At 73.3% G+C, this 25,765-nt stretch carries 29 protein-coding genes; 7 read left to right on the forward strand and 22 right to left on the reverse strand.

Features of this window, described 5'->3' with window-relative positions; genetic code table 11:
- Window positions 1-75: 75 nt before the first annotated feature.
- Window positions 76-354 (reverse strand): DUF6158 family protein, encoded by a 279-nt coding sequence (locus tag OHA99_RS05045; RefSeq protein ID WP_054101968.1) that lies wholly within the window; start codon window positions 352-354, stop codon window positions 76-78.
- A 62-nt stretch (window positions 355-416) separates the two neighbouring features.
- Here OHA99_RS05045 and OHA99_RS05050 point away from each other — a divergent pair, with 62 nt between their 5' ends.
- Entirely contained in the window at window positions 417-1,538 is a 1,122-nt protein-coding gene (locus OHA99_RS05050) for a Vms1/Ankzf1 family peptidyl-tRNA hydrolase (RefSeq protein ID WP_366471326.1), read from the forward strand.
- A 49-nt stretch (window positions 1,539-1,587) separates the two neighbouring features.
- On the opposite strand, the gene OHA99_RS05055 is transcribed toward OHA99_RS05050, so the two are convergent.
- The gene (locus OHA99_RS05055) at window positions 1,588-3,207 is read right to left on the reverse strand and encodes an ABC-F family ATP-binding cassette domain-containing protein (RefSeq protein ID WP_153177056.1); all 1,620 of its coding nucleotides are present in this window, start codon (window positions 3,205-3,207) and stop codon (window positions 1,588-1,590) included.
- 181 nt (window positions 3,208-3,388) lie between these two features.
- Here OHA99_RS05055 and OHA99_RS05060 point away from each other — a divergent pair, with 181 nt between their 5' ends.
- The 3 genes from OHA99_RS05060 (at window position 3,389) to OHA99_RS05070 (ending at window position 6,030) form a co-directional block, all read left to right on the forward strand.
- Entirely contained in the window at window positions 3,389-4,894 is a 1,506-nt protein-coding gene (locus OHA99_RS05060; protein WP_405694355.1) for a bifunctional phosphatase PAP2/diacylglycerol kinase family protein, read from the forward strand.
- Window positions 4,895-4,983: 89 nt separating this feature from the next.
- Window positions 4,984-5,805: a class I SAM-dependent methyltransferase gene (locus tag OHA99_RS05065; protein WP_366471323.1), complete on the forward strand. Its 822-nt coding sequence runs from the start codon at window positions 4,984-4,986 to the stop codon at window positions 5,803-5,805.
- A gap of 54 nt (window positions 5,806-5,859) precedes the next feature.
- A complete protein-coding gene (locus OHA99_RS05070) occupies window positions 5,860-6,030 on the forward strand; it encodes a hypothetical protein (RefSeq protein ID WP_007445585.1) in 171 nt (56 codons plus the stop codon).
- Between the two features lie 68 nt (window positions 6,031-6,098).
- Here OHA99_RS05070 and OHA99_RS05075 read toward each other — a convergent pair whose 3' ends face one another.
- The 13 genes from OHA99_RS05075 to OHA99_RS05135 all read right to left on the reverse strand — a co-directional run bounded on the left by OHA99_RS05075 (window position 6,099) and on the right by OHA99_RS05135 (window position 16,291).
- Entirely contained in the window at window positions 6,099-6,404 is a 306-nt protein-coding gene (locus OHA99_RS05075; RefSeq protein WP_007445600.1) for a gas vesicle protein K, read from the reverse strand.
- A 1-nt stretch (window position 6,405) separates the two neighbouring features.
- Window positions 6,406-6,588 (reverse strand): gas vesicle protein, encoded by a 183-nt coding sequence (locus OHA99_RS05080; RefSeq protein WP_003972471.1) that lies wholly within the window; start codon window positions 6,586-6,588, stop codon window positions 6,406-6,408.
- Window positions 6,585-7,454, reverse strand: a complete 870-nt coding sequence (locus tag OHA99_RS05085) for a GvpL/GvpF family gas vesicle protein (RefSeq protein WP_405694360.1) — start codon at window positions 7,452-7,454, stop codon at window positions 6,585-6,587. The genes OHA99_RS05080 and OHA99_RS05085 overlap by 4 nt, the downstream gene beginning before the upstream one ends.
- Window positions 7,451-7,777, reverse strand: a complete 327-nt coding sequence (locus tag OHA99_RS05090; RefSeq protein WP_073730590.1) for a gas vesicle protein — start codon at window positions 7,775-7,777, stop codon at window positions 7,451-7,453. The genes OHA99_RS05085 and OHA99_RS05090 overlap by 4 nt, the downstream gene beginning before the upstream one ends.
- Window positions 7,774-8,916: an SRPBCC family protein gene (locus OHA99_RS05095; RefSeq protein WP_381500716.1), complete on the reverse strand. Its 1,143-nt coding sequence runs from the start codon at window positions 8,914-8,916 to the stop codon at window positions 7,774-7,776. Before OHA99_RS05095 ends, OHA99_RS05090 begins: the two co-directional genes overlap by 4 nt.
- Window positions 8,913-9,581 carry a DNA primase gene (locus tag OHA99_RS05100; RefSeq protein WP_405694364.1) on the reverse strand — a complete coding sequence of 223 codons (669 nt, stop codon included), beginning with the start codon at window positions 9,579-9,581 and terminating at the stop codon, window positions 8,913-8,915. Before OHA99_RS05100 ends, OHA99_RS05095 begins: the two co-directional genes overlap by 4 nt.
- Window positions 9,578-9,841 carry a gas vesicle protein GvpG gene (locus OHA99_RS05105; protein WP_007445595.1) on the reverse strand — a complete coding sequence of 88 codons (264 nt, stop codon included), beginning with the start codon at window positions 9,839-9,841 and terminating at the stop codon, window positions 9,578-9,580. The genes OHA99_RS05100 and OHA99_RS05105 overlap by 4 nt, the downstream gene beginning before the upstream one ends.
- Window positions 9,842-9,845: 4 nt before the next feature.
- Window positions 9,846-10,619 carry a GvpL/GvpF family gas vesicle protein gene (locus OHA99_RS05110; protein ID WP_381500722.1) on the reverse strand — a complete coding sequence of 258 codons (774 nt, stop codon included), beginning with the start codon at window positions 10,617-10,619 and terminating at the stop codon, window positions 9,846-9,848.
- Complete coding sequence (locus OHA99_RS05115) at window positions 10,616-11,053, reverse strand: gas vesicle structural protein GvpA (protein ID WP_153177063.1); 438 nt, start codon at window positions 11,051-11,053, stop codon at window positions 10,616-10,618. Before OHA99_RS05115 ends, OHA99_RS05110 begins: the two co-directional genes overlap by 4 nt.
- A gap of 70 nt (window positions 11,054-11,123) precedes the next feature.
- Window positions 11,124-11,489, reverse strand: coding sequence for a gas vesicle protein (locus tag OHA99_RS05120; RefSeq protein WP_153177064.1), 366 nt, complete (start codon window positions 11,487-11,489; stop codon window positions 11,124-11,126).
- Window positions 11,490-11,622: 133 nt separating this feature from the next.
- Window positions 11,623-12,528 carry a non-homologous end-joining DNA ligase gene (ligD, locus tag OHA99_RS05125; RefSeq protein ID WP_153177065.1) on the reverse strand — a complete coding sequence of 302 codons (906 nt, stop codon included), beginning with the start codon at window positions 12,526-12,528 and terminating at the stop codon, window positions 11,623-11,625.
- An 80-nt stretch (window positions 12,529-12,608) separates the two neighbouring features.
- Window positions 12,609-14,456 carry a transketolase gene (locus tag OHA99_RS05130; protein WP_405694369.1) on the reverse strand — a complete coding sequence of 616 codons (1,848 nt, stop codon included), beginning with the start codon at window positions 14,454-14,456 and terminating at the stop codon, window positions 12,609-12,611.
- A complete protein-coding gene (locus tag OHA99_RS05135; protein ID WP_405694372.1) occupies window positions 14,453-16,291 on the reverse strand; it encodes an FAD-dependent oxidoreductase in 1,839 nt (612 codons plus the stop codon). The genes OHA99_RS05130 and OHA99_RS05135 overlap by 4 nt, the downstream gene beginning before the upstream one ends.
- 181 nt (window positions 16,292-16,472) lie before the next feature.
- On the opposite strand from OHA99_RS05135, the gene OHA99_RS05140 reads away from it, so the two are divergent.
- Window positions 16,473-17,435, forward strand: coding sequence for an LLM class F420-dependent oxidoreductase (locus tag OHA99_RS05140; protein ID WP_405694374.1), 963 nt, complete (start codon window positions 16,473-16,475; stop codon window positions 17,433-17,435).
- An 82-nt stretch (window positions 17,436-17,517) separates the two neighbouring features.
- On the opposite strand, the gene OHA99_RS05145 is transcribed toward OHA99_RS05140, so the two are convergent.
- A complete protein-coding gene (locus tag OHA99_RS05145; RefSeq protein WP_405694377.1) occupies window positions 17,518-18,045 on the reverse strand; it encodes a phage holin family protein in 528 nt (175 codons plus the stop codon).
- A gap of 80 nt (window positions 18,046-18,125) precedes the next feature.
- Between OHA99_RS05145 and OHA99_RS05150 the strand changes: the two genes are divergently transcribed.
- Together OHA99_RS05150 and OHA99_RS05155 are read left to right on the forward strand one after the other, a co-directional pair.
- Window positions 18,126-18,476 (forward strand): VOC family protein, encoded by a 351-nt coding sequence (locus OHA99_RS05150; RefSeq protein WP_153177070.1) that lies wholly within the window; start codon window positions 18,126-18,128, stop codon window positions 18,474-18,476.
- A 148-nt stretch (window positions 18,477-18,624) separates the two neighbouring features.
- Entirely contained in the window at window positions 18,625-18,972 is a 348-nt protein-coding gene (locus OHA99_RS05155) for a DUF6204 family protein (RefSeq protein ID WP_042821946.1), read from the forward strand.
- Here the strand turns inward: OHA99_RS05155 and OHA99_RS05160 are convergent.
- The 6 genes from OHA99_RS05160 to OHA99_RS05185 all read right to left on the reverse strand — a co-directional run bounded on the left by OHA99_RS05160 (window position 18,944) and on the right by OHA99_RS05185 (window position 25,547).
- Window positions 18,944-19,522: a GNAT family N-acetyltransferase gene (locus OHA99_RS05160; protein ID WP_405694381.1), complete on the reverse strand. Its 579-nt coding sequence runs from the start codon at window positions 19,520-19,522 to the stop codon at window positions 18,944-18,946. The two genes, OHA99_RS05155 and OHA99_RS05160, sit on opposite strands and share 29 nt — an antisense overlap.
- Window positions 19,523-19,540: 18 nt before the next feature.
- Window positions 19,541-20,473, reverse strand: coding sequence for an LD-carboxypeptidase (locus tag OHA99_RS05165; protein WP_153177072.1), 933 nt, complete (start codon window positions 20,471-20,473; stop codon window positions 19,541-19,543).
- Entirely contained in the window at window positions 20,470-22,425 is a 1,956-nt protein-coding gene (locus tag OHA99_RS05170) for a prolyl oligopeptidase family serine peptidase (RefSeq protein WP_405694385.1), read from the reverse strand. Before OHA99_RS05170 ends, OHA99_RS05165 begins: the two co-directional genes overlap by 4 nt.
- Window positions 22,426-22,513: 88 nt before the next feature.
- Window positions 22,514-23,845, reverse strand: a complete 1,332-nt coding sequence (locus tag OHA99_RS05175; protein WP_153177074.1) for a M20/M25/M40 family metallo-hydrolase — start codon at window positions 23,843-23,845, stop codon at window positions 22,514-22,516.
- Window positions 23,838-24,671 (reverse strand): M55 family metallopeptidase, encoded by an 834-nt coding sequence (locus OHA99_RS05180; RefSeq protein WP_405694388.1) that lies wholly within the window; start codon window positions 24,669-24,671, stop codon window positions 23,838-23,840. The genes OHA99_RS05175 and OHA99_RS05180 overlap by 8 nt, the downstream gene beginning before the upstream one ends.
- Before the next feature lie 150 nt (window positions 24,672-24,821).
- A complete protein-coding gene (locus OHA99_RS05185) occupies window positions 24,822-25,547 on the reverse strand; it encodes a class I SAM-dependent methyltransferase (RefSeq protein WP_153177076.1) in 726 nt (241 codons plus the stop codon).
- Between the last annotated feature and the right edge of the window lie 218 nt (window positions 25,548-25,765).

Raw genomic sequence — 25,765 nt, forward strand, 5'->3', positions numbered from 1 at the left:
CGGTCCCCCGTCGCGCTCGGTCACCGGCGCCTGGACACGGCCCGACGCCCCTCAGACACCGGGCCCCGACGCCCCTCAGACACCGGGCGCCGCGGCCTGGCCGCAGCCGCGTTCCCGGGCGCCCTCACGGGTGCGGCCCGGGGCCACCGGTCGGCGGGGGTTGCGGCGAAGCCACTCGCCCTCCAGCCCCGCCATGCGGTCGTTGTGGGCCCGCAGCGCGTCGTTCGACCCGTACAGGAGGGTGTCGTGGCGCGTGCGGTGGATGGTCTCCAGCTCTTTCATCAGCTGCTGGTCGTCCAGGCGGCCCGGGTCCACTCCGGTCCTGGTGTCGTCCCGCGTGTCGTGTTCGTTCATGCGTCCCGGGTACCCGCCCCGCAGCACTACCACCCCCGAGCGGCACCCGGGAGGGCAGCCACATGGATCTCGCGTTTCTGCACCCCCTCTACGAACACCAGGGGCCCTGGGCCTCCGTCTACGTCGACCTTTCCCGGCACACGGAGGACACCCCCCACGAGCGCGAGCTGACGGCTGCCGCGGTGGCCCGGGAGCTGGCGGAGCAGGGCGCCGACGACGCCACCTGCCGGGCGGTCCGGGAGGCGGTGGACGAGCTGCGGCACGCCACCGACCCGCACGGGCGGGCGCTGTTCGCGTGTGCCGGAGAGGTGGTCCTCGATCCGCCGCTGGCCCGGCCCCCGTACGGCGGGACCACCGCCGACTGGGCCCCGTTGCCGCACGTCACGCCGCTGCTCGACCTGGCCGGCGAGGACCCGGTGTGCGTGGTGGCGTACATCGACCGCAAGGGCGCCGACTTCGAGTTGCGCAGCGCGCTGGGCAGCTCCGACGCGGGCGGCGTGACCGGACGGCAGTGGCCGGTGCACCGCACGAGCAGCGCGGACTGGTCGGAGCGCCACTTCCAGCTCCGGGTGGAGAACACCTGGGAGCACAACGCGGCGGAGATCGCGGACGCCCTCGCGGTGTGCCAGGAGGAGACGGGCGCCGACCTGCTGATCCTGGTGGGCGACGACCGGGAACGGCGTTCGGTGCACGAGCGGCTGCCGTCGCGTCTCCAGGAGCGCATCGCCGAGGCCTCGCGCGGTGCCGGGAGCAGGCTGCTGGACGACGAGGTGGAGGGGCTGCGCGAGGACCACGTCCGCGGCCGCGCCCGGGAGGACCTGGACCGGTTCCTGGCCGCCCGGTCACCGGACGACGAGGGCCGGGCCGGCGCGGCGGAGGGCGTGCCCGCGCTGGTCGAGGCGGCGCGCGAGCACCGCATCGACGAGCTGCTCGTCATCCCGGACGCCCCCGACACGCACCGTGAGGTGTGGATCGGTGAGGACGCCGACCAGGTGGCGGTGCGCCGCACCGAGCTGAAGACGCTGGGTGAGCAGAACTCCTGGTCGGCCCGGGCGGACGACGCCCTGCTGCGCTCGGCGGTGATGACCGGAGCGCCCGCGATCTCGGTGACGCCGGTGCTGCCGCCGGAGACCGACCGGAAGGCGCCGGTGGGCGGCCTGGGGGCGTTGCTGCGCTGGAAGTGACCCATCCGCTGCGGACCCGGGTGGGGCGGCTGGGCGGGCCCGGGTCGGCTCAGCGCGCCCGCTCCACCCGCCGTTCGTCCCAGACCGGCTCCGCCGTCTCGCGCACGCGTCCGTCGCTGCCGAAGACCAGGTACCGGTCGAAGGAGCGGGCGAACCAGCGGTCGTGGGTGACCGCGAGGACCGTGCCCGCGAAGCCCTCCAGGCCCTCCTGGAGGGCTTCCGCCGATTCCAGGTCGAGGTTGTCGGTGGGCTCGTCCAGGAGCAGGGCGGTGACGCCTTGGAGTTCCAGCAGCAGGATCTGGAAGCGGGCCTGCTGGCCGCCGGAGAGCCGGTCGAAGGGCTGCTCGGCCTGCTGGGTCAGTTCGTAGCGGCGCAGCCGGGACATGGCGGCGCCCCGGTCCTGGGCGTGCTCGGTCCACAGGATGTCCAGGAGGGTGCGGCCCAGCAGTTCGGGGTGGGCGTGGGTCTGCGCGAAGTGACCGGGCACCACGCGGGCCCCGAGCTTCCAGTCCCCGGTGTGCGCCACGTCGTCGCCGGCCAGCAGCCGCAGGAAGTGCGACTTGCCGGAGCCGTTGGAGCCGAGGACGGCGACCCGTTCGCCGTAGAAGACCTCCAGGTCGAAGGGTTTCATCAGGCCGGTGAGTTCGAGCTGTGCGCAGGTGACGGCGCGGACGCCGGTGCGGCCGCCCTTCAGGCGCATCCTGATGTCCTGCTCGCGCGGCGGCTCGGGCGGCGGCCCTGCCTCCTCGAACTTGCGCAGCCTGGTCTGGGCGGCACGGTAGCGGGACGCCATGTCCGGGCTGTTCTCCGCCGCCTGACGCAGCGTCAGGACGAGCTTCTTCAGCTGGGCGTGCTTCTCGTCCCAGCGGCGGCGCAGTTCCTCGAAGCGGGCGAAGCGTTCCCGGCGGGCCTCGTGGAAGGTGGTGAAGCCGCCGCCGTGCACCCAGGCGTCGGCGCCCGCGGGTCCGGGCTCGACCGAGACGATCTTCTCGGCGGCGCGGGCCAGCAGCTCCCGGTCGTGGGAGACGAAGAGCACGGTCTTGCGGGTCTCGGCGAGCCGCTCCTCCAGCCAGCGCTTGCCGGGTACGTCGAGGTAGTTGTCCGGCTCGTCGAGCAGCAGCACCTCGTCGGTGCCGCGCAGCAGGGCCTCCAGGACGAGGCGTTTCTGCTCACCGCCGGAGAGGGTGCGCACCTGCCGCCACTGGGCCTTCTCGTACGGCACCCCGAGCGCGGCGGTGGTGCAGATGTCCCACAGCGTCTCGGCCTCGTACCCGCGCGCTTCCGCCCAGTCGGACAGTGCCTGCGCGTACGCCAGCTGGGCGGCCTCGTCGTCGACCGTCATGATCGCGTGCTCGGCGGCGTCGACGGCGCGCGCGGCCTCGCGGATCCGGGGCTGCGCCACGGACACCAGCAGGTCGCGCACGGTCGTCCCGTCGCGCACGGAGCCGACGAACTGGCGCATGACACCGAGGCCGCCGCCGACCGTGACGGAGCCGCCGTGCGGCTTCAGCTCGCCGGCCAGCAGGCGCAGCAGGGTGGTCTTGCCCGCGCCGTTGGGTCCGACGAGGGCCACGACGGCCCCCTCCCCCACCCGGAAGGAGACGTCGCCGAGGAGCGCCCTCCCGTCGGGCAGGCAGTACTCCAGGTGCGCGGCTTCGAGGTGACCCATGGGACCGGATTGTGCTGCTCCGGCCGTGTCCCGGGCAAACCGTTTTCGGCCGCCCGCCGGAGCGCTCGGCAGGGCCGCCTTCGGCCGGACGGCAGCGCCGTCTTCGGCCGCTCGGCCGGGCCCCCGGGGCACGTGGCGCGGGCCACGGCAGGAAACGCCGTCCGCAGGGTAGGCGGGACCCATGAGTCCCGACGTAGACCTCACCGCCCCGACGCCCGGCCCGCATCCCCTCCGCAACGGCTTCCTGCGCCTGGACCAGCGGGCGTTCGAGGCCGTCGCCGCCCGCACCTGGCCCGGCGCGGACCCCCTGCTGCCCCGGCTGAGCCGCGGTGCCAACCACGGAGTGCTGTGGTTCGCGGTGGGCGCCGCGCTGGCCGCCTCGCGCACCCCGAGGGCGCGGCGCGCCGCCGCCCGCGGACTCGCCTCGCTGGGCCTGGCCTCGCTGACGATCAACACCCTCGGCAAGCGCTCGGTGCGCCGCCCCCGTCCGGTCCTCGACCCGGTGCCGCTGGTGCGGCAGCTGAAGCGGCAGCCGATCACGACGTCCTTCCCGTCCGGACACGCCGCGTCGGCCGCCGCGTTCGCGACCGGTGTCGCGCTGGAGTCACCGGCGTGGGGTGCGGCGGTGGCCCCGGTGGCCGCCGCGGTCGCCCTGTCCCGGGTGTACACCGGCGTCCACTTCCCGAGCGACGTCCTGGCCGGTGCGGCGCTCGGCGCGGGCGCCGCGTTCGCCGTGCGGGGGATGGTGCCGACGCGGGCGCAGCACACGCCGCCGGCCCGGCCGCGTGCCGAGGTGCCCGCGCTGCCCGGCGGTGAGGGTCTGGTCATGGTCGCCAACATCGGCTCGGGCACCTCGGAGCGGGTGCGGGCCCTGTGCGACGCGCTGCCCGACGCGGAGGTCGTGGAGTGCGAGCCGGGCGACGTCCGGGCGGAACTCGAGAAGGCGGCCGGGCACGCCCGGGTGCTCGGTGTCTGCGGCGGCGACGGCACGGTGAACGCCGCGGCCGAGATCGCGCTCCGCCACGGCCTGCCCCTGGCGGTACTGCCCGGCGGCACGCTCAACCACTTCGCCTACGACCTGGGCGTGGAGGACGTACGGGACCTGTGCGGGGCGCTGGAGCGGGGCGAGGGGGTGCGGGTGGACGTCGGCCGGTTCGCCTCCGGCGGGCGGCGCGGCGTCTTCCTGAACACCTTCAGCCTCGGCGTGTACCCGGAGCTGGTCAACGAGCGGGAGCGCTGGTCGCCCCGGATCGGCGGCTGGCCGGCCGGGGTGCTGGCGGCCGTACGGGTGCTGCGCGCCGACCGGCATCCGCTGGAGGCCGAGGTGCGCGGCCGCAGGCGCCCGCTGTGGATGCTGTTCGCGGGCAACGGCACGTACCACCGCCGGGGTCTCGCCTCCGGCCGCCGGCTCGATCTCGCGGACGGCCAGCTGGACGTGCGGGTGGTGCACGGGGGCCGCCGGCCGGCCCTGCGGCTGCTCTCGGCGGCCCTGGCGGGACCGCTGACCCGCTCCCCCGCCCACGCGGCCGTGCAGGTGCCCCGGCTGCGCCTGTCGGGGGTCGCGCAGGGCACGCTGATGGCGTACGACGGCGAGCTGACGGAGACCGAGGGCGACCTGACGCTGGAGAAGCTGCCGGAGGCGCTCACGGTGTACCGGCCGCTGCCCGGCGGCGGCCTGCTCTCCTGACTCCCCGTCAGTCCATATGGCAAAACGCGGATCTCACCATGCGGCTGACGGGCGTACCGTGATCGCACCGTCGGGAGAGGGGATCCACCATGCCGAAGCCGCACGAGACCGCCGTCTACACGCACGGGCACCACGAGTCCGTGCTCCGCTCGCACACCTGGCGCACCGCCGAGAACTCCGCCGCCTATCTGCTCGGCTCCCTGCGGCCGCACATGCGGATCCTGGACATCGGCTGCGGCCCCGGCACCATCACCGCGGACCTGGCGGAACGGGTCCCGGACGGCCATGTCACCGGCGTGGACCGGGCTCCGGAGATCGTGGAACGGGCCCGGGCCGCGGCTGCCGGGCGGGGGCTGGACAACACCGACTTCGCGGTCGCGGACGTGCACGCGCTGGACTACCCGGACGACAGCTTCTGCGTCGTCCACGCCCACCAGGTGCTCCAGCACGTGGGCGACCCGGTGCGGGCGCTGCGGGAGATGAAGCGGGTCGCGCGGCCGAACGGGATCGTCGCCGTCCGTGACGCGGACTACGGCGCCATGACGTGGTTCCCCGCGTCCGAGGGCATGGACGACTGGCTGGACCTGTACCGGCGGGTGGCCCGCGCCAACGGGGGCGAGCCGGACGCGGGGCGCCGGCTGAAGGCGTGGGCGCTGGAGGCCGGGTTCACCGACATCACGGCGACCTCGGCCACCTGGACCTTCGCCACGCCCGGGGAGCGGGAGTGGTGGAGCGGCCTGTGGGCGGACCGCACCCTGGCGTCGGCGTACGCGGAACGCGCCACCGAGGGCGGCCACGCGACCCCGGAGGAACTGCGCGCCGTCTCGGCGGCCTGGCGGGAGTGGGGACGGCGACCGGAAAGCTGGTTCGGCGTCCTGCACGGAGAAATCCTGTGCCGAAAGGAAGCATGACCGACGCCTGTTCGACGATTTTCGGGAAACCAGTACGGCAGGAGGTTCAACATTATGGTTCCGCTTCTGCTCGTACTGCTTCTCGCGATCGTTCTTTTCGGTGTCGGGTTCGCGGTGAAGATTCTCTGGTGGATCGCTCTGGCGGTTCTGGTCCTGTGGCTGATCGGTTTCCTGGCCCGCGGGACGAAGACCGGCGGCGGCAGGGGCCGCTGGTACCGGTGGTGAACGACCGGCGGTCGACGACCGGCACGTGACACACCACAGGTGACGAGGCTGCTGCCCCGGGAGACTGTTCACTCCCGGGGCAGCAGCGGTCCCAGCGGCCCGAGGTCCAGGTTCAGGTCCTCGGGCCGCAGTCCGTAGCGGTCGCGCAGTTCGGTCATGCGGTCGTCGAGGAGCATCAGGGTGAGCCCGATCCGCTCCTCCTGGTCCTCGCTCAGGTCGCCCTCGTCCACGCGGCGCAGCGCCTGCCGTTCCATGAGCTGGCGCAACAGCTCGACGACCGTCAGCACCAGCTTGATCAGGTCGCGCTCGACCGTGTCGGGGTCCAGGTCCAGGCGGCGCCCGCCCGGCTCGGAGGGTTCGGGCTGTCCGGTCATGTCAGTCCCCGAACGGTGAGGGGACGTTGCGGTTGACCGAGCTGATCAGCGCGTTCAGGTCGATCCGGACGAGGTCGACGTCCGCGATGCGCAGCGTGACGTCGCCGGTGATGACGACTCCGCCGGCCAGCAGCCGGTCGAGCAGGTCCACCAGGGCGATCTCACGGCGTTCCACGACGGTCATGACTCCTCCCCCGCTTTCTTCCCGTCCTCCGCCGTCTTCCCGTCGGCCTCTCCCCCACCGGTTTCCTCTCCGGCGAAGGAATAGGCCGCCCACGGTCCGGTGAGTTCCACACGAATTCCGGGGGCGTCGTCCTTCGTACGGTCCACCCTTTCCACGAATTCCTCGGAAGCGTCGCGGCGCACCAGATAGGCGGCATTGAGGACGTTCCGTCCGGCGGCTCCGGAAAGGCGCGGATTCTGCGGTGCGTGCAGCCGGGCGTCGTCGGACCGGCCGGACAGCTCCGTGTGCAGGCCCGTGGCGAACGACTCGGCCCTGCTCCACAGGTCGTCGTTGGCCCGGGACTGCCGGCGCCGCTGCCGCAGGTAGTCCCGGCCCGAGACGGGCCTGGGTGCGGGCCGGTCCGGCGCGGCCGACGGCTCGGCCCCCGCCTGCTCCGCCCGTTCGGTCCGCTCCGTCCGGTCGGTCCGCTCGCTCTCGACGAACACCTTCACGCCCCACTCCACCCGGCCGTCCAGCCGGTCGAGCGTGCGCCGGAAGGCCGCCTCGCGCTCCTCCAGCATCAGGCGTACGCCGCTGTCGTCCCGGAAGACGGTGGCCAGCCGGAGCGGCAGCGGGGTGGTCACGGCGGTGAGCGCGTCGACGACCTGCTGGTGGGCGCGGGCGGTGGCGGTCAGCCAGTCCAGGTCCTCCAGATGGGAGCGCAGTGCCTCCTCGCCGAAGTCGGCCTCGGGCACGTGACTGACGACGGCGACCAGGTCGCCGTGCGGCAGCAGCCGGGGCGGATCGCCCGCCACCCCCGTGAGCTGTGCCTGGAGGGCCGCGTCGAAGGGGCGGCAGACGGCGTAGACGTAGCGCAGTCCGGTCACGGCGCCTCCCTCGGTACGCGGCCCGGGTCCAGTTCACGCAGGCGTTCGCGGAGCGCCGCGTTCTCCCGGGTGAGTTCGTCGTGCCGGGCGCGCGAGGACAGTGCGGGGTCGCTCTCCCACCAGTCGATGCCCATCTCCTTGGCCTTGTCGACGGAGGCGACGACGAGCCGCAGCTTGATGGTCAGCAACTCGATGTCGAGCAGGTTGATCTTGATGTCGCCCGCGATCACGACTCCCTTGTCGAGCACCCGCTCCAGGATGTCGGCGAGGTTGGCGCTCTGTCCCTGGCCGTAGGGATCGGGCAGCCGGCTGGGGGTGGTCATCGACGGCTCCCGCCCTCGGCGTCCTCGTACTCCTCACGGGACGCGTACTCGTCCTCCCCTGCTTCCTTCTCCGCCTCGGGCTCCTCGTACTCGCCCTCGGGCTCCTCCTCGTACTCGGCGTCGGCCTCTTCCTCCGGCTCCTCCTCGTACTCACCCTCGGGCTCTTCCTCGTACTCGCCCTCGGGCTCCTCGTCGTACTCGGCCTCCGCCTCGCCCTCGGGCTCCTGCTCCTGCTCCTGCTCCTGCTCCTGCTGCTCTTCCTCCTCCGCCACCGCGTCCTCGTGACTGCGGACGACCTCGCCGTCGCGGATCTCGCCGCGCCAGCCGTCGTCGGCCTCGCCCTTGAAGGTGATGTGGCGGACGTAGTTCTTCAGGTCGAGCCGGGCCCTGCGGCCCTGGGCGCGCCAGATGTTGCCGGTCTTCTCGAACAGGCCCTTCGGGTAGTACTCGATGACCAGGACCACGCGGGTCAGGCCAGGGGCGAGCTCGTGGAAGCTGACGACGCCCTTGGTGGAGCCCTTGGCACCCTCGGAGGTCCAGGAGATCCGGTCGTCGGGCACCTGCTCGGTGGTCGTCGCCTTCCAGCTGCGGTTGGACCAGAAGACCTTCAGCTGCCAGTCGGAGGTCGTGTCGTCGGCGCGGTTCGCGCTCTTGACGCCCTTGGCGAAGGTGCTGAAGTCCTGGTACTGGGTCCACTGGTCGTAGGCCGTGCGCAGCGGCACGCCGACGTCGACGTACTCGATGATGACCGTCGGCTTCTGGCCGCCGCCGCCCTTCTTGTGGCCCTTGCCGCCGGTGAGGTTCTTGAAGGCGCCGACCACGTTGTCCTTGACCTTGCCGGCGCCCACCTCGAAGGCGGCCCGCATCGGGCTCTTGCCCTCGGCGAGCTTGCGTCCGCCGTCGAGGGCCAGCTTGGCGAATCCGGGGCTGTTGCCCTCGGCGATGTCGTTGAGCTTGCCGGTGGTCTCGCCGAGCTTGGTGCCGAAGCCGGTCAGCAGCCGGGTTGCCTGGGCGGCGAGGTAGTCCTGCACCTCGGCCTTCAGGCGGTCGGCCGCCTCACTCTGCGCGACGTCGGCCAGCGGGTTCTTCTTCGCGGCGTCTCCCGCCTTGGAGGCCGCGGATCCGAGGGTGTCGCTCATCGCTCACCACCGCCCTTCGACTGACGGGCACCGGACGTCTTCCTGGCGGCCGCCTTCTTCGCGGGCTGGGCCCGCTTCGCCGCCGCCTTCTTCGCGGGGGCCTTGGCCGCGGCCTTCTTCGCGGGCGTCTTCGCGGGAGTCTTCTTGGCCGTCTTCCGCGCTTCGGACGGAGCCTTCCTGGCGGGCCGCTCACGCCGCGGAGCGCGCCGTTCGCCGCGCTCCTCGTGCGCCTCGCGGTCGTCGGACTCCCCGTGTGCCTCGGGCGGCTCGGACTCCTCGTACTCCGAGTCCTCCGAGTCCTCGGAGTCGCGGGAGTCGTCGGATCCGACGCCTGGCGCCTGGGACGCCACGCCGGAGAGCTGGTCGCGCACCTCGGCGGTGCGCCCGTGCAGCCGGTCGGCCAGCGCGTCCATCTGCCGCTCGACCATGGCGCCCGAGGCCGCCTTGCCCACGCCCCGCAGATCCGTGCGCAGCTGGTCCCCGATCTCCTTGAACTGGGGGTTGTTCTGCAACTGTCCGGAGACCAGTTCGGCGATGCCCTTCGGGGTCAGGTTCATCTTCTTGCCGGCCACCATGGTGCCCACGGCGACCGCGAGTTTCAGCTTCTTGGTGCGTCCCAGCAGATAGCCGGCCCCTATCGCGAGGCCCAGTCCCGTTCGATTCATGGTGCCGTCCCGTTGCCCAATCCCGCGCTCGTGCGCGTAGCGATCTCCAGCCGGTCCAGAAGCTCGTCCTCCTGTCGGTCGAACTCCTCCTCGGTGATCTCGCCGGCCTCCAACTGCTCTTCCAGGCGGGCAAGTTCGGCCCGTACCGTGGCGGGGTCGTAGTAGATCCGCTCGGCCTCCTCCAGCACCTGTCTGATGGCCCAGCCGCTGCCGCGCACCGGGGCGAACGGCAGCAGCAGCACCTCCGAGATCAGTCCCATGTCGTCACCCCGCTCCCGCGTCCGCCCCGCCGGCCGCCGTGCCCGCGGGTTCGGCGGGGCCGGGCTCGACGAAGCTGTACGGCGGCAGCGGGCCGTTCAGGCGGACCTCGAGGTGCGGCATCTCGCCGCGGGCCCGCTCGACGGCCTCCAGGAAGTCGTCGACGACCTCCCGCTTCACCAGGAACGAGACGTTGGCCAGCCAGCCGGTGGACTCCGGGCCCACGCTCACGGCGTCGGCGGTCGGCTCCAGGGCGCGCTCCAGCGCGGTCGCGTCCTCGGCCTCCTTGCCCTTGACCGCGGCCGCGACCATCTCGCCGAGCTGGATCTTCGTCTCGTACGTTCCGCCCCCCGCCTGCCGGTTGGACTCCGCGAGGGCGCGGATCTCGGGGTTCTGGGCCATCACGTGATGCAGCACGGCCTCTTCGACGTGGGTGGCCTTGACGTTGTACTCGACCCGGCCGTCCAGCGCCGTCAGGCGTTCCGCGTAGTGCTCGGCACGCTCGGCGAGCACCCCGGTGACCGCACGGTCGTCCGGGGCGACGCTGCCGAAGCGCATGGGCAGCACGCAGCCGTCCGCGCCGACCTCGCTCAGCACGTTCTGGTGGGCGAGCAGTTCCCTGCGCTTGGGGCGCAGCCCCTCCGGGGCGTCGCTGACAACGGCCGCCAGGTCGCCCTCCTTGAGGATCCGCACCACGCGCGGCGGGTCACCGACTCCGCCCGAGCCCTCGGGGAGCGAGGGATGCGTGGCGGCGGTGATGCCGTAGACGTACGTACTCACTCCTGCTCCTCCTTCCGGCGCGAGGGCGCGGCCTTGCGGGCGCGCGGACGCGATGAGGTCTCGCGCTCGGAGCCGCCGTCGTCGCGGGCCTGCTTGAACGCGTCGGAGATGGTCTCGGCGGCGCCGGACAGCGCCCCCTTGGACTTGCCGCGGGCGCCGGACTCGGTCATCTCGCCGACCAGGTCGGGCAGCCCCGGGTCCTTGCGCGGCCCGGCCTCCAGGTCGAGCCGGTTGCACGCCTCGGCGAAGCGCAGATACGTGTCCACGCTGGCGACGACGACACGGACGTCGATCTTCAGGATCTCGATGCCGACCAGGGAGACACGCACGAAGGCGTCGATGACGAGCCCCCTGTCCAGAACAAGCTCGAGCACGTCGTAGAGGCCGCTGCTGCCGCCTCCGCCGCCGGACTGTTGTGCCGGTACGACAGTCATACCTGCTGTTCCTCCATCTTTGTCGGTGGTGTGGTGTCTTCGCGTGTACGGGTGGGCGCGGTGCGCCTCTCTAGCGGCTGCCGCGGGCGTCGGCCCGGCCGCGCTCGTAGCGCCGTACGCGCCGGTAGCCCGTGAGCTGCCCCTCGGCGTCCAGTTCCACCTGGTAGCTCCCCATCAGGCTCATGGTGTCGGGCACCCGCTCCAGCTCCAGGACCTCGACCTCCAGTGCCCATCCCTCCTCGGTCTGCTCGAAGGAGGAGACGGACTCGGCGGTCATGCCGGTGAGCTCCGCGAGCTGGGCGCGCGCCTCGCGCAGCACCTCCATGGGCTTGGGTCGACGCGACTTCTGTGGTGTGTGTGACTCGTGGGAGTCCTGTGACTCGCGTGAACTCTGGTGCGAGTCTTGCGATTCGGGCGTCTTCTTGGTGTTGGTCATGGCCACCTCGTCACTCGGGTGGCCGCATGTGTGTTCGCCAAACCTCGCCAGGTTGCGCAGACCGCTCAGCCGTGCATGTCGCCCAGCGGTACAAGCCACTCAGCCGTGCATGTCGGGCAGCCGTGCAGAGCGCTCAGCCGCGCAGGGCGTTCAACCGCCGCCGGGCGGGGCCCAGGGCGCGGGGGCGGTTCATCGTCCCGGCCCAGGGCCGGGTGCGGGCCTGCTCGACGGCGTCCGCAACGGTCCAGCGGCGGGCGTGCAGGCCGGGGTCGTCCAGCTGGTCCCAGGAGATGGGCGTGGCCACGGGCGCGCCGGGGCGGGCACGGACGGTGAAGGGGGCCACCGCGGTCTGGGCGTAGGCGTTGCGCTGGATGTCGAGGTACAGCCGGTCGCCGCGGTCCTTCTTGCGGGCGGCGGTGGTGAGCCGGTCGGGGTGGTCCGCCGCCAGGGCGTCGGCGACGGCCCGCGCGAAGTCCCGTACGTCGTCGAAGTCCTGGCGGCCGTCCAGCGGCACGACGACGTGCAGCCCCCGGGAGCCCGTCGTCATCGGCGCCGAGGGCAGCTTCAGCTCGTCCAGCAGTTCCCCCAGCAGCCGGGCCGCGGCCCGGACCGCCTCGAAGTCGTCGCCGGCCGGGTCGAGGTCGAAGACCATCCGGTCCGGCCGGTCCACCTGACCGGTCCGGGACAGCCAGCGGTGCAGGGTGAGAGCGGCCTGGTCGGCGAGGTGGACGAGGGTGGCGGAGTCGTCGCAGACGGTGTGGCAGACCGTGCCGCCCTCCTTGCCGACCTCGACGCGCGCGATCCACTCCGGGTAGTGCTCCGGCGTGTTCTTCTGCATGAAACGGGGCCCGTCGATCCCGTCCGGGTGCCGCTCCAGCATCAGCGGGCGGCCCCGCAGGTGCGGCAGCATGAACGGGGCGACGGCGCGGTGGTAGTCGACGAGGTCGCCCTTGGTGTACTCCTCGGTGCCGCCGTCACCGGCCGGGAACAGCACCTTGTCCGGCCGGTGGACCTCCACCGTGTGCCGTCCGGCCCGCACGGTCCGGGAACCGCCGTCGCCCGTCCGACGGCCCCCACTCCCGCCGCCACCGCCCCTGCCCCTGCCCCTGCCCCTGCCACTCACGAAACGATCGCCTGCTCCACGAGCATCCGTGCGGCCGCCTCGATGGACTCGGCGTCGATCCCGGCGCCGCGCAGTTCCTCCGCCGGGGTCGCGGATCCCGGCATCGTCGTGACCGCGAGCCGCACCAGCCGGGGCACGGGGCGTCCGTCCGTGAACGCGTCCAGGACGGCGTCGCCGATGCCGCCCTCCTGACGGTGGTCCTCCACGGTCACCAGGCAGCCGGTCTCCTCGGCGGCCGCGCGCAGCGTGGCCCGGTCGACGGGCTTGACGGAGTACAGGTCGATCACCCGGACCGGGATGCCGTCCGCGCCGAGGGCGTCGGCCGCGGCGAGCGCCTCGTGCAGGGTGACGCCGGCCGCGACGACGGTGAGCCGGTCGGCGTCGGAGGAGCGCAGCACCTTGCTGCCGCCGACGGGGAACTCCTCGTCGGGGCCGTAGATCACCTTGCTCTCGCCGCGCGAGGTGCGCAGGTAGCGGATGCCCTCCAGGCCGGCCATCTCGGCGACGAGGCGCGCGGCCTGGTTGGCGTCGCACGGGTAGAGCACGGTCGAGCCGTGGATGGCCCGCATCATGGCGAGGTCCTCCAGGCCCATCTGGCTGGGCCCGTCCTGGCCGATGGCGACGCCCGCGTGGGAGCCGACGAGGTTGATGCCGGCACCGCTGATCGAGGCCATGCGCACGAAGTCGTAGGCGCGGGTCAGGAAGGCGGCGAAGGTGGTGGCGAACGGCACCCAGCCGCGCGCGGCCATCCCCACCGCGGCGGCGACCATCTGCTGCTCGGCGATGTAGCACTCGAAGTAGCGCTCGGGGTGTTCCTTGGCGAAGAACTCGGCCCGCGTGGAGTCGCCGACCTCGCCGTCGAGGGCGACGACGTCGCCGCGCGCGGTGCCGACCGCGGCGAGCGCCTCCCCGAAGGCATTGCGGGTGGCGACCTCGTCGCCCTGGTCGTAGCGGGGCAGCTCGGTCTGCCCGGTGCCCGTCGAGCGCAGCGACCGGGCGTCCTCGGGCGCGTGCACCCGCACGGTGAGATCACGGGGGCCGCCGAGTTCGGCGACGGCCTCCTCGGCCTCGGGCAGCGGCTTGCCGTGCTGCCCCTCTCGATCCTCCACGGCCTTGACGCCCTTGCCCTTGAGGGTGCGGGCGATGATCGCGGTGGGCTGGCCCTTGGTGGACAGGGCCTCGCCGTAGGCGCGGTCGACGGCGTCGACGTCGTGGCCGTCGATCTCGATGGTGTGCCACTCGAAGGCCCGGAAGCGGCGGGCGTAGGCGTCGAGGTCGTGGCCGTGCCGGGTGGGGCCGCGCTGGCCGAGCCGGTTGACGTCGACGATCACGGTGAGGTTGTCCAGGTGCTCGTGCCCGGCGTGCTCGGCGGCCTCCCACACGGAACCCTCGGCCATCTCGCTGTCGCCGCACAGCACCCACACCCGGTAGTCGGCGTGGTCGAGCCGCTTGCCGGACAGCGCGATGCCGACGCCCACGGGCAGCCCCTGGCCGAGCGAACCGGTGGCCGTCTCGACCCACGGCAGCCGCTGGGGCGTGGGGTGGCCCTCCAGGCGGCTGCCCTGCTTGCGGAAGGTGAGCAGTTCCTCGTCGTCGATGGCGCCGGCCGCCTTGAAGGCGGAGTAGAGCAGGGGCGAGGCGTGTCCCTTGGAGAGTACGAAGCGGTCGTTGCCGGGGTGGGCGGGGCGCGCGAAGTCGTAGCGGAGGTGGTTGGCCAGCAGTACGGCCATCAGGTCCGCGGCGGACATCGACGACGTCGGGTGCCCGGAGCCCGCGGCGGCGGCCGCCCGTACGCTGTCGACGCGCAACCGCTGTCCGAGGTCGACGAGTTCACCGGTGTTCATGAGTCTCCTTCCACGGCACGGCCGTCGGTGCGCTTGACGGGGCCGGGGGCGATGTCGGGTCCGGGGGGCGGCTGGTTCGCCGGGGGTTCGGGACCGGGGTCGGCGGGCGGGCGCGCGGAACGGCTCGGTCCGGACGGAGCGGTGGGCCGCTTCCCGGCGGAGCCCGTTCCGGAGGCGCGGGAGGCCTTGCCCGGCTTGCCCGAGCCTCCCCGGGCGGGGCGCGGCCCGGCGGCCTCGACGGCGCGGCGGGGCCTGCCGGACGCGCGGGGCGAGCCGGACGGCCCCCTCTTGGCGGGCTCGGTGTGCGGCTGGTTCCTGGCCGGTTCACCGCCCGGCTGGTTCTTGGCCGGCTCACCGCCCGGCCGGTTCTTGGCCGGCTCACCGCCCGGCCGGTTCTTGGCCGGCTCGCTCGGAGGGGTCTTGGCCGGCTCGCTCGGAGGCGTCTTCGCGGGCTCGCCGTCCGGCTCGGAGCCGGACTGCCCGGGGTCCTTCCCGAGGTCGCTCCCGGTGTCCGTGCCGGTCCGTTCCGGGCGCCCCGGTACTCGCGCGACCTCGGGGGACGACGACTCCAGCGGTACGGACCAGGAGCGTACGAGGCCGAGCTGCACGGCCTGGCGGGGCAGCACCGCGTCGAGCAGCCAGTCGGCGGCGACCCGGACGCGGTTGCCCGGCATCGCGGCGAGGTGGTAGCCGCGGGTGACCGCGCCCGCCGCCGGGCCGGACATCGGCAGGCCGAACGGGTTGGCGGCGGCCTTGGCGCCGCCGAGGTCCACGACGAAGCCCATGTCACGGTGGCGGTAGACCTTCCGCTGCCCCCGGCCGAGCGACGCGACGACGTTGTGGGCGCAGACCTTGCCGTGCCGCCAGGCGTGCTGGGCGGTCATCGGCGTGTACTGGCCCGGCTGGTTCGGGTCGGGTACGGCGGCCGCGTCACCGCAGGCGAACAGCTCGGGCCGCCCGGGCACCTGGAGGTGCGGGTCGACGAGCAGCCGGCCGCGTTCCATGGGCAGCCCCAGCGACTCCACCAGCGGGTCGGGCCGCACGCCCACGCACCACACCAGGGTGCGGGTGTCGACGGTCGACCCGTCGGTCAGCACCACCCCGTCGTGCGTCGCCTCCTTCACGGAGGTCCCCATCCGCACCTCCACGCCCCGCTGCCGCAGTACGCGCTCGGCGGTCGCGGAGAGCCGTTCGTCCATCTCGGGCATGACCCTGGGCGCCACGTCGAGCAGCATCCAGCGGGGCCGCATCCCGGTGCGCATCGGGTGCTTGCGCACCTGCGCGTCGGTGTACATCGCGCCGTGCGCGGCGACCTCGGTGCCGGTGTATCCCGCGCCGACCACGACGAACGTGCACCGCGCGGCGCACTCCGCCCGGTCGTCCGCCGCCGCGGCCAGTTCCACCTGCCGGGTCACGTGGTCGCGCAGGTAGAGCGCCTCCGGCAGCCCGCGGAAGCCGTGCGCGTGCTCGGCGACGCCGGGGATGGGCAGCAGCTTGTTGACGCTGCCGGCGGCGAGCACCAGCCGGTCGTAGGGCAGGGTGCCCTCCTCGCCCTCCGGGCCGGTGTAGTGCACGGTCCGTCCGTCGAGGTCGATGCCGTCGGCCTCGCCGAGCACCAGCCGTACGTGCGGCAGCGTCCCCGACAGGGACACGCTGACCCGGCGCGGTTCCAGGATTCCGGCGGCGACCTGGGGCAGCAGGGGCAGGTAGAGGAAGTAGTCGGTCGGATTGAGCAGGGTGATGTCGGCCTGGTGCCGGGTGAGCCGGGACAGGGTGCGGGCCGTCCGGTACCCGGCGAAGCCGGCACCGACGATCACGATGCGGGGTCGGCTCACGGTTCGCCTCCGGGCTGTCGCATACCTCGTGGGCCTTCCGCGTCCCCTTGGCCGGGGCGCCCAAACGTCACGGGAAGCCGCGCCCCGTGCTCCCGGAAGCCGCCGCGCCACCGGTTTCCGGCCCCGCGCCCGGGTACCCGGCCCCGGACCCACCCGCTCCCTTGTCCGGAGGCACCCCCTCATGCCCGAGTACGGCTATTTCCTCTCGTGCGAGCAGTACGGTCCCGCGGAGCTCATCGAGCAGGCGCGGATGGCCGAGCAGGCCGGATTCCAGGCGCTGTGGATCTCCGACCACTATCACCCCTGGAACGGCGAGCAGGGCCAGAGTCCGTTCGTCTGGTCGGTGATCGGCGCCCTGTCCGACGCCGTGTCCCTGCCGATCGAGACGGCGGTGACCTGCCCGACCGTGCGCATCCACCCGGCGGTGGTGGCCCAGGCCGCGGCGACCAGCGCGGTGATGACGGACGGCCGTTTCCGGCTGGGCGTCGGCACCGGCGAGGCGCTGAACGAGCACATCTTCGGCGACGCCTGGCCCGCCGCGCACGTACGTCTGGAGATGCTCGAGGAGGCCATCCTGATCATCCGCCGGCTGCTCACCGGCGAGGAGGTCAACCACCACGGCACCCACTACACGGTGGAGAACGCCCGCCTGTACACGGTGCCGGACGAGCCGGTCCCCATCGACATCTCGGGTTTCGGTCCGTCGGCGACGAAGCTGGCGGCACGGGTCGGCGACGGCTACATCACGATGATGCCGGACGCCTCGATGGTGGAGCAGTACCGCAAGGGCGGGGGCGGCGGCAAGCTGGTCAGCGGGGGCACGAAGGTCTGCTACGACACCGACGGGGACGCCGCCGTACGCACGGTGCACCGGCTGTGGGCCAACGAGCAGCTGCCCGGCGAGCTGGCCCAGGTGCTGCCCTCGCCGAAGCACTTCGAGCAGGCGCAGACCCTGGTCACCGAGGACATGGTCCGCGACAACCGGGTGTGCGGCGACGACGTCGACGAGCACGTCGCGGAGCTGAAGCAGTTCGCCGACGCCGGCTTCGACCGCGTCTACGTCAACCAGATCGGTCCGGACCTGCGCGGCTTCTTCGACCTCTACCGCACCAAGGTGCTGCCGCAGCTCCAGCAGAGCGCCTGACGCGCCTCACGGCCGGGCGGACAGGGGTACGCCCCGCACGGACTTGTGCATCCGTGCGGGGCGTACCCCTGTCCGCGGCCGGTCAGCGGCGCCCGGCCTCGGGGTCGATGTCGTCCTGGCGCGGTGCGGCCGGCCCCGTGCCGCCCGGTGCGGGCGTGCCCGCGCCCGGGGCGCCGGTCGCCCCGCCCACACCGCCGGGCGCGCCGGGTGGCATCGGCGGGTACGGCACACCGCCGAGGCCGCTCGGAGGCCCGCCGGGCGCGCCGCCGCCGACGACGTGCTCGGCACCGGAGCCGTGGGCCGAGCCCGGTCCGGAGGCGTGCGGCCGGGCCGCGCCGCGCAGCAGCTGGGCCGCCACGCCCAGCAGGGCGGCCGTGATCAGCGCGGCGGCCCAGCCGGGCAGTACGAGGGCGAGTGCCAGTCCCACGGCCAGCGCGACGGCGGCGCCCGCGTACAGGGCGGCGGTGCCGGACGCGGCGTACAGCGCGGCCTTGCGGCGCTGCCTGCGGGTCTGTTCCCGCAGTTCGTCGCGCACGGTCTCGCGTGCCACCTGCGCCAGTTCGTCGACCAGTTGCCTGTCCAGGTGTTCCAAGTGATCCATGCGTTCCATGTGTTGCGGGTACCCGCGGGTCCGGCTTCCATGGCCGGACCGGGGGCGCTCGGCCGGTGGGCGCAACTAGGCTCCTCCGTATGGACATTCTGGGAGCCACACTGCGCATCTACGTCGACGACCTGGACAAGGCGATCCCCTTCTACGAGGGGCTGGCCGGCGGCGACGCGCTCCGTTTCGAACGCGGCGGCGTCGAAGTCGCCGCCGTCGGCTGCTTCCTGCTGATGAGCGGGCCCGAGGCCCAACTCGAGGTGTTGCGCAAGGTGGCCGCGACGATCGCCGTGACGGACGTCGAGGAAACGCATCGCGTGCTCGGTTCGCTGGGCGCGGACATCATCGCCGGCCCGGTCGCCACCCCCGCGGGCCGCAACCTGATCGCCCGGCACCCGGACGGGGCGATCTACGAGTACGTGGACCGGCAGCAGAAGTAGACCGGTACCGGGGGCGGGACGGGCCGGGACGGGCCGGGGGCGCCGTGGCTCACGTTAAATCCGCTGGGGCGCGGTGCGGGCCCGGGCTTAGGGTCGGGCGGTCGGCGCGTACGCATGCGAAGGAGAACGGCACGTGAGTGAGCAGCCCGTGGCTGAGCAGCACACCTACCGGGTGATCGTCCGGGGGACCTGGGACGGTCTGACCGAGGACGCCCGTGCCCGGTTGCTGGCCGAGGCGGACGAACACGGGATGGCGAGCATGCGGTTCACCGAGGAGGGGTCGCTGTCGTACGAGCCCGCTCCGCTGAAGCACTTCTCGATGCGTTACGTGGTGGTGTCGGACGCGGCGGACGGCGAGGAGATGGCGGGCGTGATCGCCCAGGACCGGGCGGAGGGCGCGCTGCGCGGTCTCGGCTACGGCTTCCGCGATCTGCGGTGCACGGTGACGGACCTGGACACGATGAAGATCAACCGGAAGTCACGGACTCGGCGGTGATCGCCCAGCGCTGGTGGTCGCGCCAGGCGCCGTCGAGGTAGAGCATCCTCGGCGAGAAGCCCTCCAGATGGAAGCCGCAGGCGCGGGCCAGCGCGATCGAGGCGGCGTTGCCCGGCTGGACGTTGATCTCCAGCCGGTGCAGTCGCATGGGCCCGAACGCGTACCGCACCACGAGGTCCAGCCCCTCGCGCATCAGCCCGCGGCCCGCCGCGTGCGCGAAGGCGCCGTAGCCGAGCGCGCCGCTGAGGAATCCGCCCTCGACGATGTTGTTGATGTTCACGAACCCGGCGATGGAGCCGCCGGGTGCGCCCCCGGAAGCCGCGTCCGGGTCCTTCTCGCACACCAGGAACCCGGCCTTGGTGCGGTCCTCGATCAGCCGGCCCGCGTAGGCCTCGTACGCCTGGGCGCTGTCCGGCGGGAAGAGCCACGGCTGGTGCAGGTCCTTGCTCTCCCGCGCCCGGGCGGTGAACTCGGCCCCGTCCTCGTAGGTGAAGGACCGGATGCCCACGCGCGGGCCCTCGGCGAGGTGGCGGGACGGGGTGTGCGGCATGGGGTCACCCTACGACGGTCAGCGCAGCGCCGGCCGGTCGAGGGCCAAGGTGCCCGCGTCCGCGTCGAGTTCCGCCGGTATGCCGAACGGGACCGTCAGCGCGCCCTCGCAGTGCCCGAACCCGAAGTCCTCGACGACCGGCACCCCGAGGCCGCCGAGCCGGTCGGCCAGCAGGGGCCGCAGCCGCTCGTAGGGGTCGCACGCCTTCCAGGAACCGAGCAGCACGCCGGCGACCCCGCCCAGCCAGCCGGCGCGCAGCAGCTGGGTGAGGTAGCGGTCGACGCGGTACGTCTCCTCCCCCACGTCCTCCAGGCACAGCAGTCCGCCGCGCGCCGAGGGCCGGGCGTGCGGGGTGCCCAGTTCGGCGGCGAGCAGGGCGAGGCAGCCGCCCAGGGTGACGCCGCGGGCCCGGCCCGGCACCAGTGGCGTACCGCTGGAGGCGATCACGCGGACCGTTTCGGGGGCGAAGAGGGTGGCCCTCAGGTGTTCCTGCGCCCGGGTGTTCTTCACGAAGTCGATCCCGGCCGCCATCGGGCCGTGCAGGGTGACCAGGCCCAGTCGTGTGGCGAACGCCTCGTGCAGCACGGTGATGTCGCTGAAGCCGACGAACACCTTCGGTCCGGCCGCGCGCATCGCCTCCCAGTCGAGCAGGTCGACCATGCGCTGGGTGCCGTACCCGCCGCGGGCGCACAGCACCGCGTCCACGGACGGGTCGCACCAGGCGGCCTGGAGGTCGGCGGCCCGGTCGGCGTCGGTGCCCGCGAGGTAGCCGAAGGTGCCGTGCCGGTCCAGCACGTGCGGTGCCACGACCGGGTCGAGGTCCCAGCCGCGCAGCACGTCGAGTCCCGCCTGGAGCCGCTCCTCGGGCACGGGTCCGCTGGGCGCGACGACGGCCACCCGGGCGCCCGGGGCGAGCCGGGCCGGCCGGACCAGCTCTCCGGCCCGGCTCACCGGGTCAGCTCCAGGGCCGGCACGCCGGGCGGGGTCAGGCCGAAGACCTGTGCGTAGAGGGAGAGTTCGGCCTCCAGGGCGCGCACCATGGTCTCCGCCCGGCGGAATCCGTGCCCTTCGCCCTCGAAGGTGAGGTAGGCGTGCGGTACTCCCCGGCCCGCCATGCGTGCGAGGAACCGCTCGCACTGCACGGGCGGGCAGATCACGTCGTCGAGTCCCTGGAGGAGCAGGAACGGGGCGGTGACGCTTTCGGCGTGCTCGGCGGGCGAGCGCTCGGTGTAGCGGTCCGGGACCTCGGCGTACGGGCCGATCAGGCCCTCCAGGTACCGCGACTCGAAGTCGTGGGTCTCCCCGGTGCCCCAGCCGGTGAGGTCGAGGATCGGGTAGAGGATCGTGCCGCAGGCGTAGACGTCGGTGGTGGCCAGCGACGCGGCGGACGTCCAGCCGCCCGCGCTGCCGCCGCGCACGGCGAGCCGCTCCGGGTCCGCGGTGCCCTCCTCGGCGAGGGCGACGGCCACGGCGGCGCAGTCCTCGACGTCGACGACGCCCCACTGCTCGCGCAGCCGGTTGCGGTACTCCCGGCCGTGCCCGCTGGAGCCCCCGTAGTTGACCTCGGCGACGCCGATGCCTCGGGAGGTGAAGTAGGCGATCTCCAGGTCGAGGACGAGCGGGGCGCGGCTGGTGGGACCGCCGTGCACCCAGATGACGTACGGCGGCAGTTCGCTGTCCGGGGCGCGGCAGCCGGGGTTGTGCGGCGGGTAGAGGTGGGCGTGGACCTCGCGTCCGCCCGGGCCCCGGAAGGTGCGGATCTGCGGCTCGGGGTAGTAGGCAGGGTCGGTGGCGTCCTGGTGCGGGGCGCCGATCACACGGGCGCGGCCGGTGCGGGCGTCCAGTTCGACGACCTCGAAGCCGCTGTGCGCACCGGCGCCGATGCCAACGACGCGCTCGCCGTGCGCGGCGAGGGCCGGCGCGAACTCGGTCCAGGGGCCCGCCGCGTCGACGACCTCGCCGGTCTCGGGGTCGAGTATGCCGAGGACGGCGGCGCCCCGGCCGTGCAGGACCGCGATCAAGCCGCTGTCCAGGGGCGCGAACCAGCGCTGCCCGAGCTTCCACAGCGGCCCCCCGAACTCCTCCTCGCGGGCGCACAGGAGCCGCCCGTCGCGGTACAGGTTCCACCAGCCGGTGCGGTCGGAGGCGTACAGCAGGCTGCCGTCCGGGGCCCAGTCGACCTGGGCGATCGACTCCTCGGGCCCGCCCGCGACGGTCCGGGCATCCTGGAAAGTGCTCTCGGGACCGACGTCGGCGACGATCAGTTCGGTGCCGTCCCAGGGCATGCGGGGGTGGTCCCAGGCCAGCCAGGCCGCGCGGCGCCCGTCGGGCGAGAGGCGGGGCCCGGTGACGAAGCGGTGCCGTTCGGGGGCGAGTTCGCGGACGGCGGCCCGGTCGTCGGCCGCGGAGCCGTCCAGCGGCACCGCCACCGGCACCCGGCGCAGGTCGGTGGGTCCTTCGCCGGTGAACTCCTCGAGGACGCACCACACTTCGCCGCGCTCGGGGCGCGGGTCCGGTTCGATCCAGCGCAGGCCGCCGCCCACCGCGGACAGCGGGGTCAGCGGGCGTGGCTCGCCGCCGCCCGGGGTGAAGGCGTACAGCCGCTGGTCGGCGAAGTTCACGAAGACGACGAGCGGGCCGGTGTCGGTCGTGACCGCGGCCCACGGACGGCCGCCGTACTCGATGACGCGGCTGCGCACGTTCCACGGTGCGGGCAGCACCGGCTCCTCGGTGCCGTCGGCGTGCCGCCGCACCAGGGTGCGCCGCCCGCCCTCGGTGGGGCGGGGTGCGGTCCACCACACCTCGTCACCGACGAAGCCGACGTCGTCGGGCCGTCCGTCGTGCGCGGCGGCGAGGGCCGCGTCGACGGGCGAGGGCCACGATCCGTACGAGAGAGTCGGCACTGACTCCTCCACTCCCACTTCTCCTCCAGCTCCATACGTGTCCGGGCGATGCCCGTTCCCGGGATGCGGGGTCCGGGCCCTCGGGTCTCTAGGCCGTGCGCAGGAAACGGTCCAGGACGCGGACCCCGAAGTGCAGCGCCTCGACCGGGACCCGTTCGTCCACGCCGTGGAAGAGGGCCTGGTAGTCGAAGCCCTCCGGCAGCTTCAGCGGCGCGAAGCCGTACCCGGTGATGCCGAGCCGCGAGAACTGCTTGGCGTCCGTGCCCCCGGACATGCAGTACGGCACGACGTGCCCCTCGGGCGCGAACTCCTCCACCGCCGCGCGCATCCGGGCGTACGTCGGCGAGTCCACCGGCGCCTGGAGCGCCACCTCCCGGTGGGCGAACTCCCAGTCCACGTCCGGCCCGGTGAGCCGGTCGAGGGTGTCGCGGAACTCGTCCTCGCCGCCGTACAGGAACCGCCCGTCGACGTGGGCGACGGCCTCTCCCGGGATGACGTTGACCTTGTACCCGGCGTCCAGCATGGTCGGGTTGGCGCTGTTGCGGACGGTGGCCTCGACCAGCTTGGCGGACTCGCCGAGCTTGTCCAGCAGGGCGTCGACGTCGCTCAGGTCGGTCCGGATGCCGTGGACGGCGGCGATCTCGGTCAGGGCGGCGCGCACGGTCGGGGTCAGGCGCAGCGGCCACTCGTGGTCGCCGATGCGGGTGATCGCGGCGGCGAGCCGGGTGACCGCGTTCTCCCGGTTCACCTTGGACCCGTGCCCGGCCCGCCCGTGCGCGGTGAGCTTGAGCCAGCCCGTGCCACGCTCACCGGCGGCGATGGGATAGAACTGCCGCCCGGTCCCGTCGTGGAAGGTGAACGCCCCGGACTCGCTGACACCCTCCGTACACCCCTCGAACAGGGCGGCGTGCCGGTCGGCGAGGAAGCCGGAGCCGTCCTCGGCGCTGGCCTCCTCGTCCGCGGTGAAGGCGATCACCACGTCCCGGCGGGGCCGCACCCCTTGCCGGGCCCAGTCGCGGACGACCGCGAGGATCATCGCGTCCATGTTCTTCATGTCGACCGCGCCGCGCCCCCAGACGACGCCGTCGCGGATCTCCCCGGAGAACGGGTGCACGCTCCAGTCGGCGGCCTCGGCGGGCACCACGTCCAGGTGGCCGTGGACCAGCAGCGCGTCGGCCGACGGGTCGGTGCCCTCGATGCGGGCCACGACGTTGGTGCGGCCCTCGGTCCGCTCCAGGAGCGTGGGTTCGATCCCGGCCTCGGCGAGCCGCGCGGCGGCGTACTCGGCGGCGGGCCGCTCCCGGCAGTCTCCGCCGCCTCGGTTGGTGGTGTCGATGCGGATCAGCTCGGAGGTGAACCGGACGACCTCGTCCAGCGCCTGCCCGCCGGTGTCCGGTCCGGCGCCCCGGTGCTCAGCCATACTGCTCCTCCACCGCCGCCGAGGCGATCGTGGTGACCGCCTTGAAGGTCCTGATCGCCTCGAACATCGTGTCGTGGGTGTACGCCACCTTGCGCTCCCCGACCTGCGCCACTCCGGGCACGACGGTCGAAGCGGCCGCGAGGTGCTCGGCGTCGAACTCCAGGGCGAGGGTGAACGGACCGCCGCTCACCGGCTCGTGCCGCACGGCGAGTGCGGTGGCCTCCTTGGCGGCGGCCCGGATGTCGGCGGCGGTCCTGGCCGGCGTACGGCACACGGCCGCGTACCGCGACACGTGGTCCTTGACCGCGACCTTCCGCGCCTCCGGGGCGTACCCGAGCGCGTCCTCGCACGCCACGTCGTCCCCGGTGACCAGCACCACCGGCACCCCGTACTCGGCGACCACATGCGCGTTGAGCAGGCCCTCGCTGGCGCGTACGTCGTTCAGCCAGACGCCGGTGAGCTGGTTGGCGAGGTAGGTGTGCGCGAGGACGCCCTCCATGCCGGCGCCCGCGTGATAGCCGACGAACGCGATGCCGTCCACGTCCCCGTGCTGGACGCCCTCCACCATGGACAGCGCCTTGTGCCGGCCGGTGAGCATCTCGGTGCGCTCGTCGAGCCGCTCCAGGAGGAGGTTGCGCATGGACCAGTGCGCCTCGTTGACCAGCACCTCGTCGGCGCCGCCGTCGAAGAGGCCCAGCACGGCCGCGTTCACGTCCGAGGTGAACATCGACCGGCACCGCTCCCACTGCGGCGTCCCCGGCAGCACGTCGGCCGGCCAGGTGACACCGGTGGCGCCCTCCATGTCGGCACTGATGAGGATCTTCATGGCTCGAAACCGTACGCGCTGCCCGGCCGCCTCGGCCAGGGCTGTGGACAACCACCGGTGGTCTAGACCGCAAAACTGACCTCGTACGGCCTACGATCAGCGCTTTCTCCAGAATCGGTGCGGTCATACAAACGCGAGGAGCAGCGCATCTCACGCGGGCCGGCCCGCCACCATCCACGTCGACGGCAGCTCGATGCGGGTGCCGTCCGGCGTGTACTCCGTGGTGACCAGGGGGAGTTCGCCGCTCGCGAGGACCGTGAGGCCTGCCGCGCGGAGGTACTCGGGCACCGCTTCGTCGGGGACGGCGGCGGGGGTCAGCCCGTGGCGGAGTACGGGGGCGAGTTTGGCGGGCGGGCCGGCGGGGCCCTGGGCCAGGCCCATCAGGACGGTCTTGGCCGCCTGGGACGGTTCGACCAGGAAGGCGCGGCCGCGTGCGCCGAGGAGTACGGCGAGGGCGTCGGCCAGGGGCTGGCGGTCGTCGGGCTCGCACTGGTGCAGGACGCCCCGGACGTAGACGTTCGCGTCGCCCAGTTCCGCGTGCAGGGTCTCCGCCTCGGCCTTGTCGGCGGCGTCCAGTTGCCGGTACGCGGCGAGTCCGGCCGGGTCGGCGTGGCGGGCGTGGCCGAGGGCGGCGGCGGAGAGGTCGGCGCCGACCACGTGCGGGAAGCGTTCGGCGAAGTAGCGGGTCTGGGTGCCGTTGCCGCAGCCCAGGTCGATCAGGGGCAGGGCGGGGTCGGTCAGGTGCGGCTCGAAGTGGGCCAGGTGGCGACCGGCGGTCAGGGTCGGTTCCGCGTCCCAGAACACCGCTCCCCGGTCCCCGGAGGCCTCGTGCCAGAAGCTCTCCCAGGCGTCCCGGTACCGACTCGTCACGCTCATGCCCGTCTCCCCAGGTGCGACGATGTACGACCCGCCGACGACGGGTCCGTACGGTGTATCGCGCCCGGCGCACGGCCACAAGCGCCCGGCGCATTCCTTCACCGCTCGTTCGCGCCGGCGGATACGGGTTCGCAGGCCGTCCGACGGGAGTGAGGGGGCGGACGCGCTCGGGCACGGGCCGAGCGGTGCGCGGAGAGCCGACGCCGGCGGCGCGAGCG

It is taken from the genome of Streptomyces coelicoflavus (genome assembly GCF_045041415.1).
GTDB classification, from domain to species: Bacteria; Actinomycetota; Actinomycetes; order Streptomycetales; family Streptomycetaceae; genus Streptomyces; species Streptomyces coelicoflavus.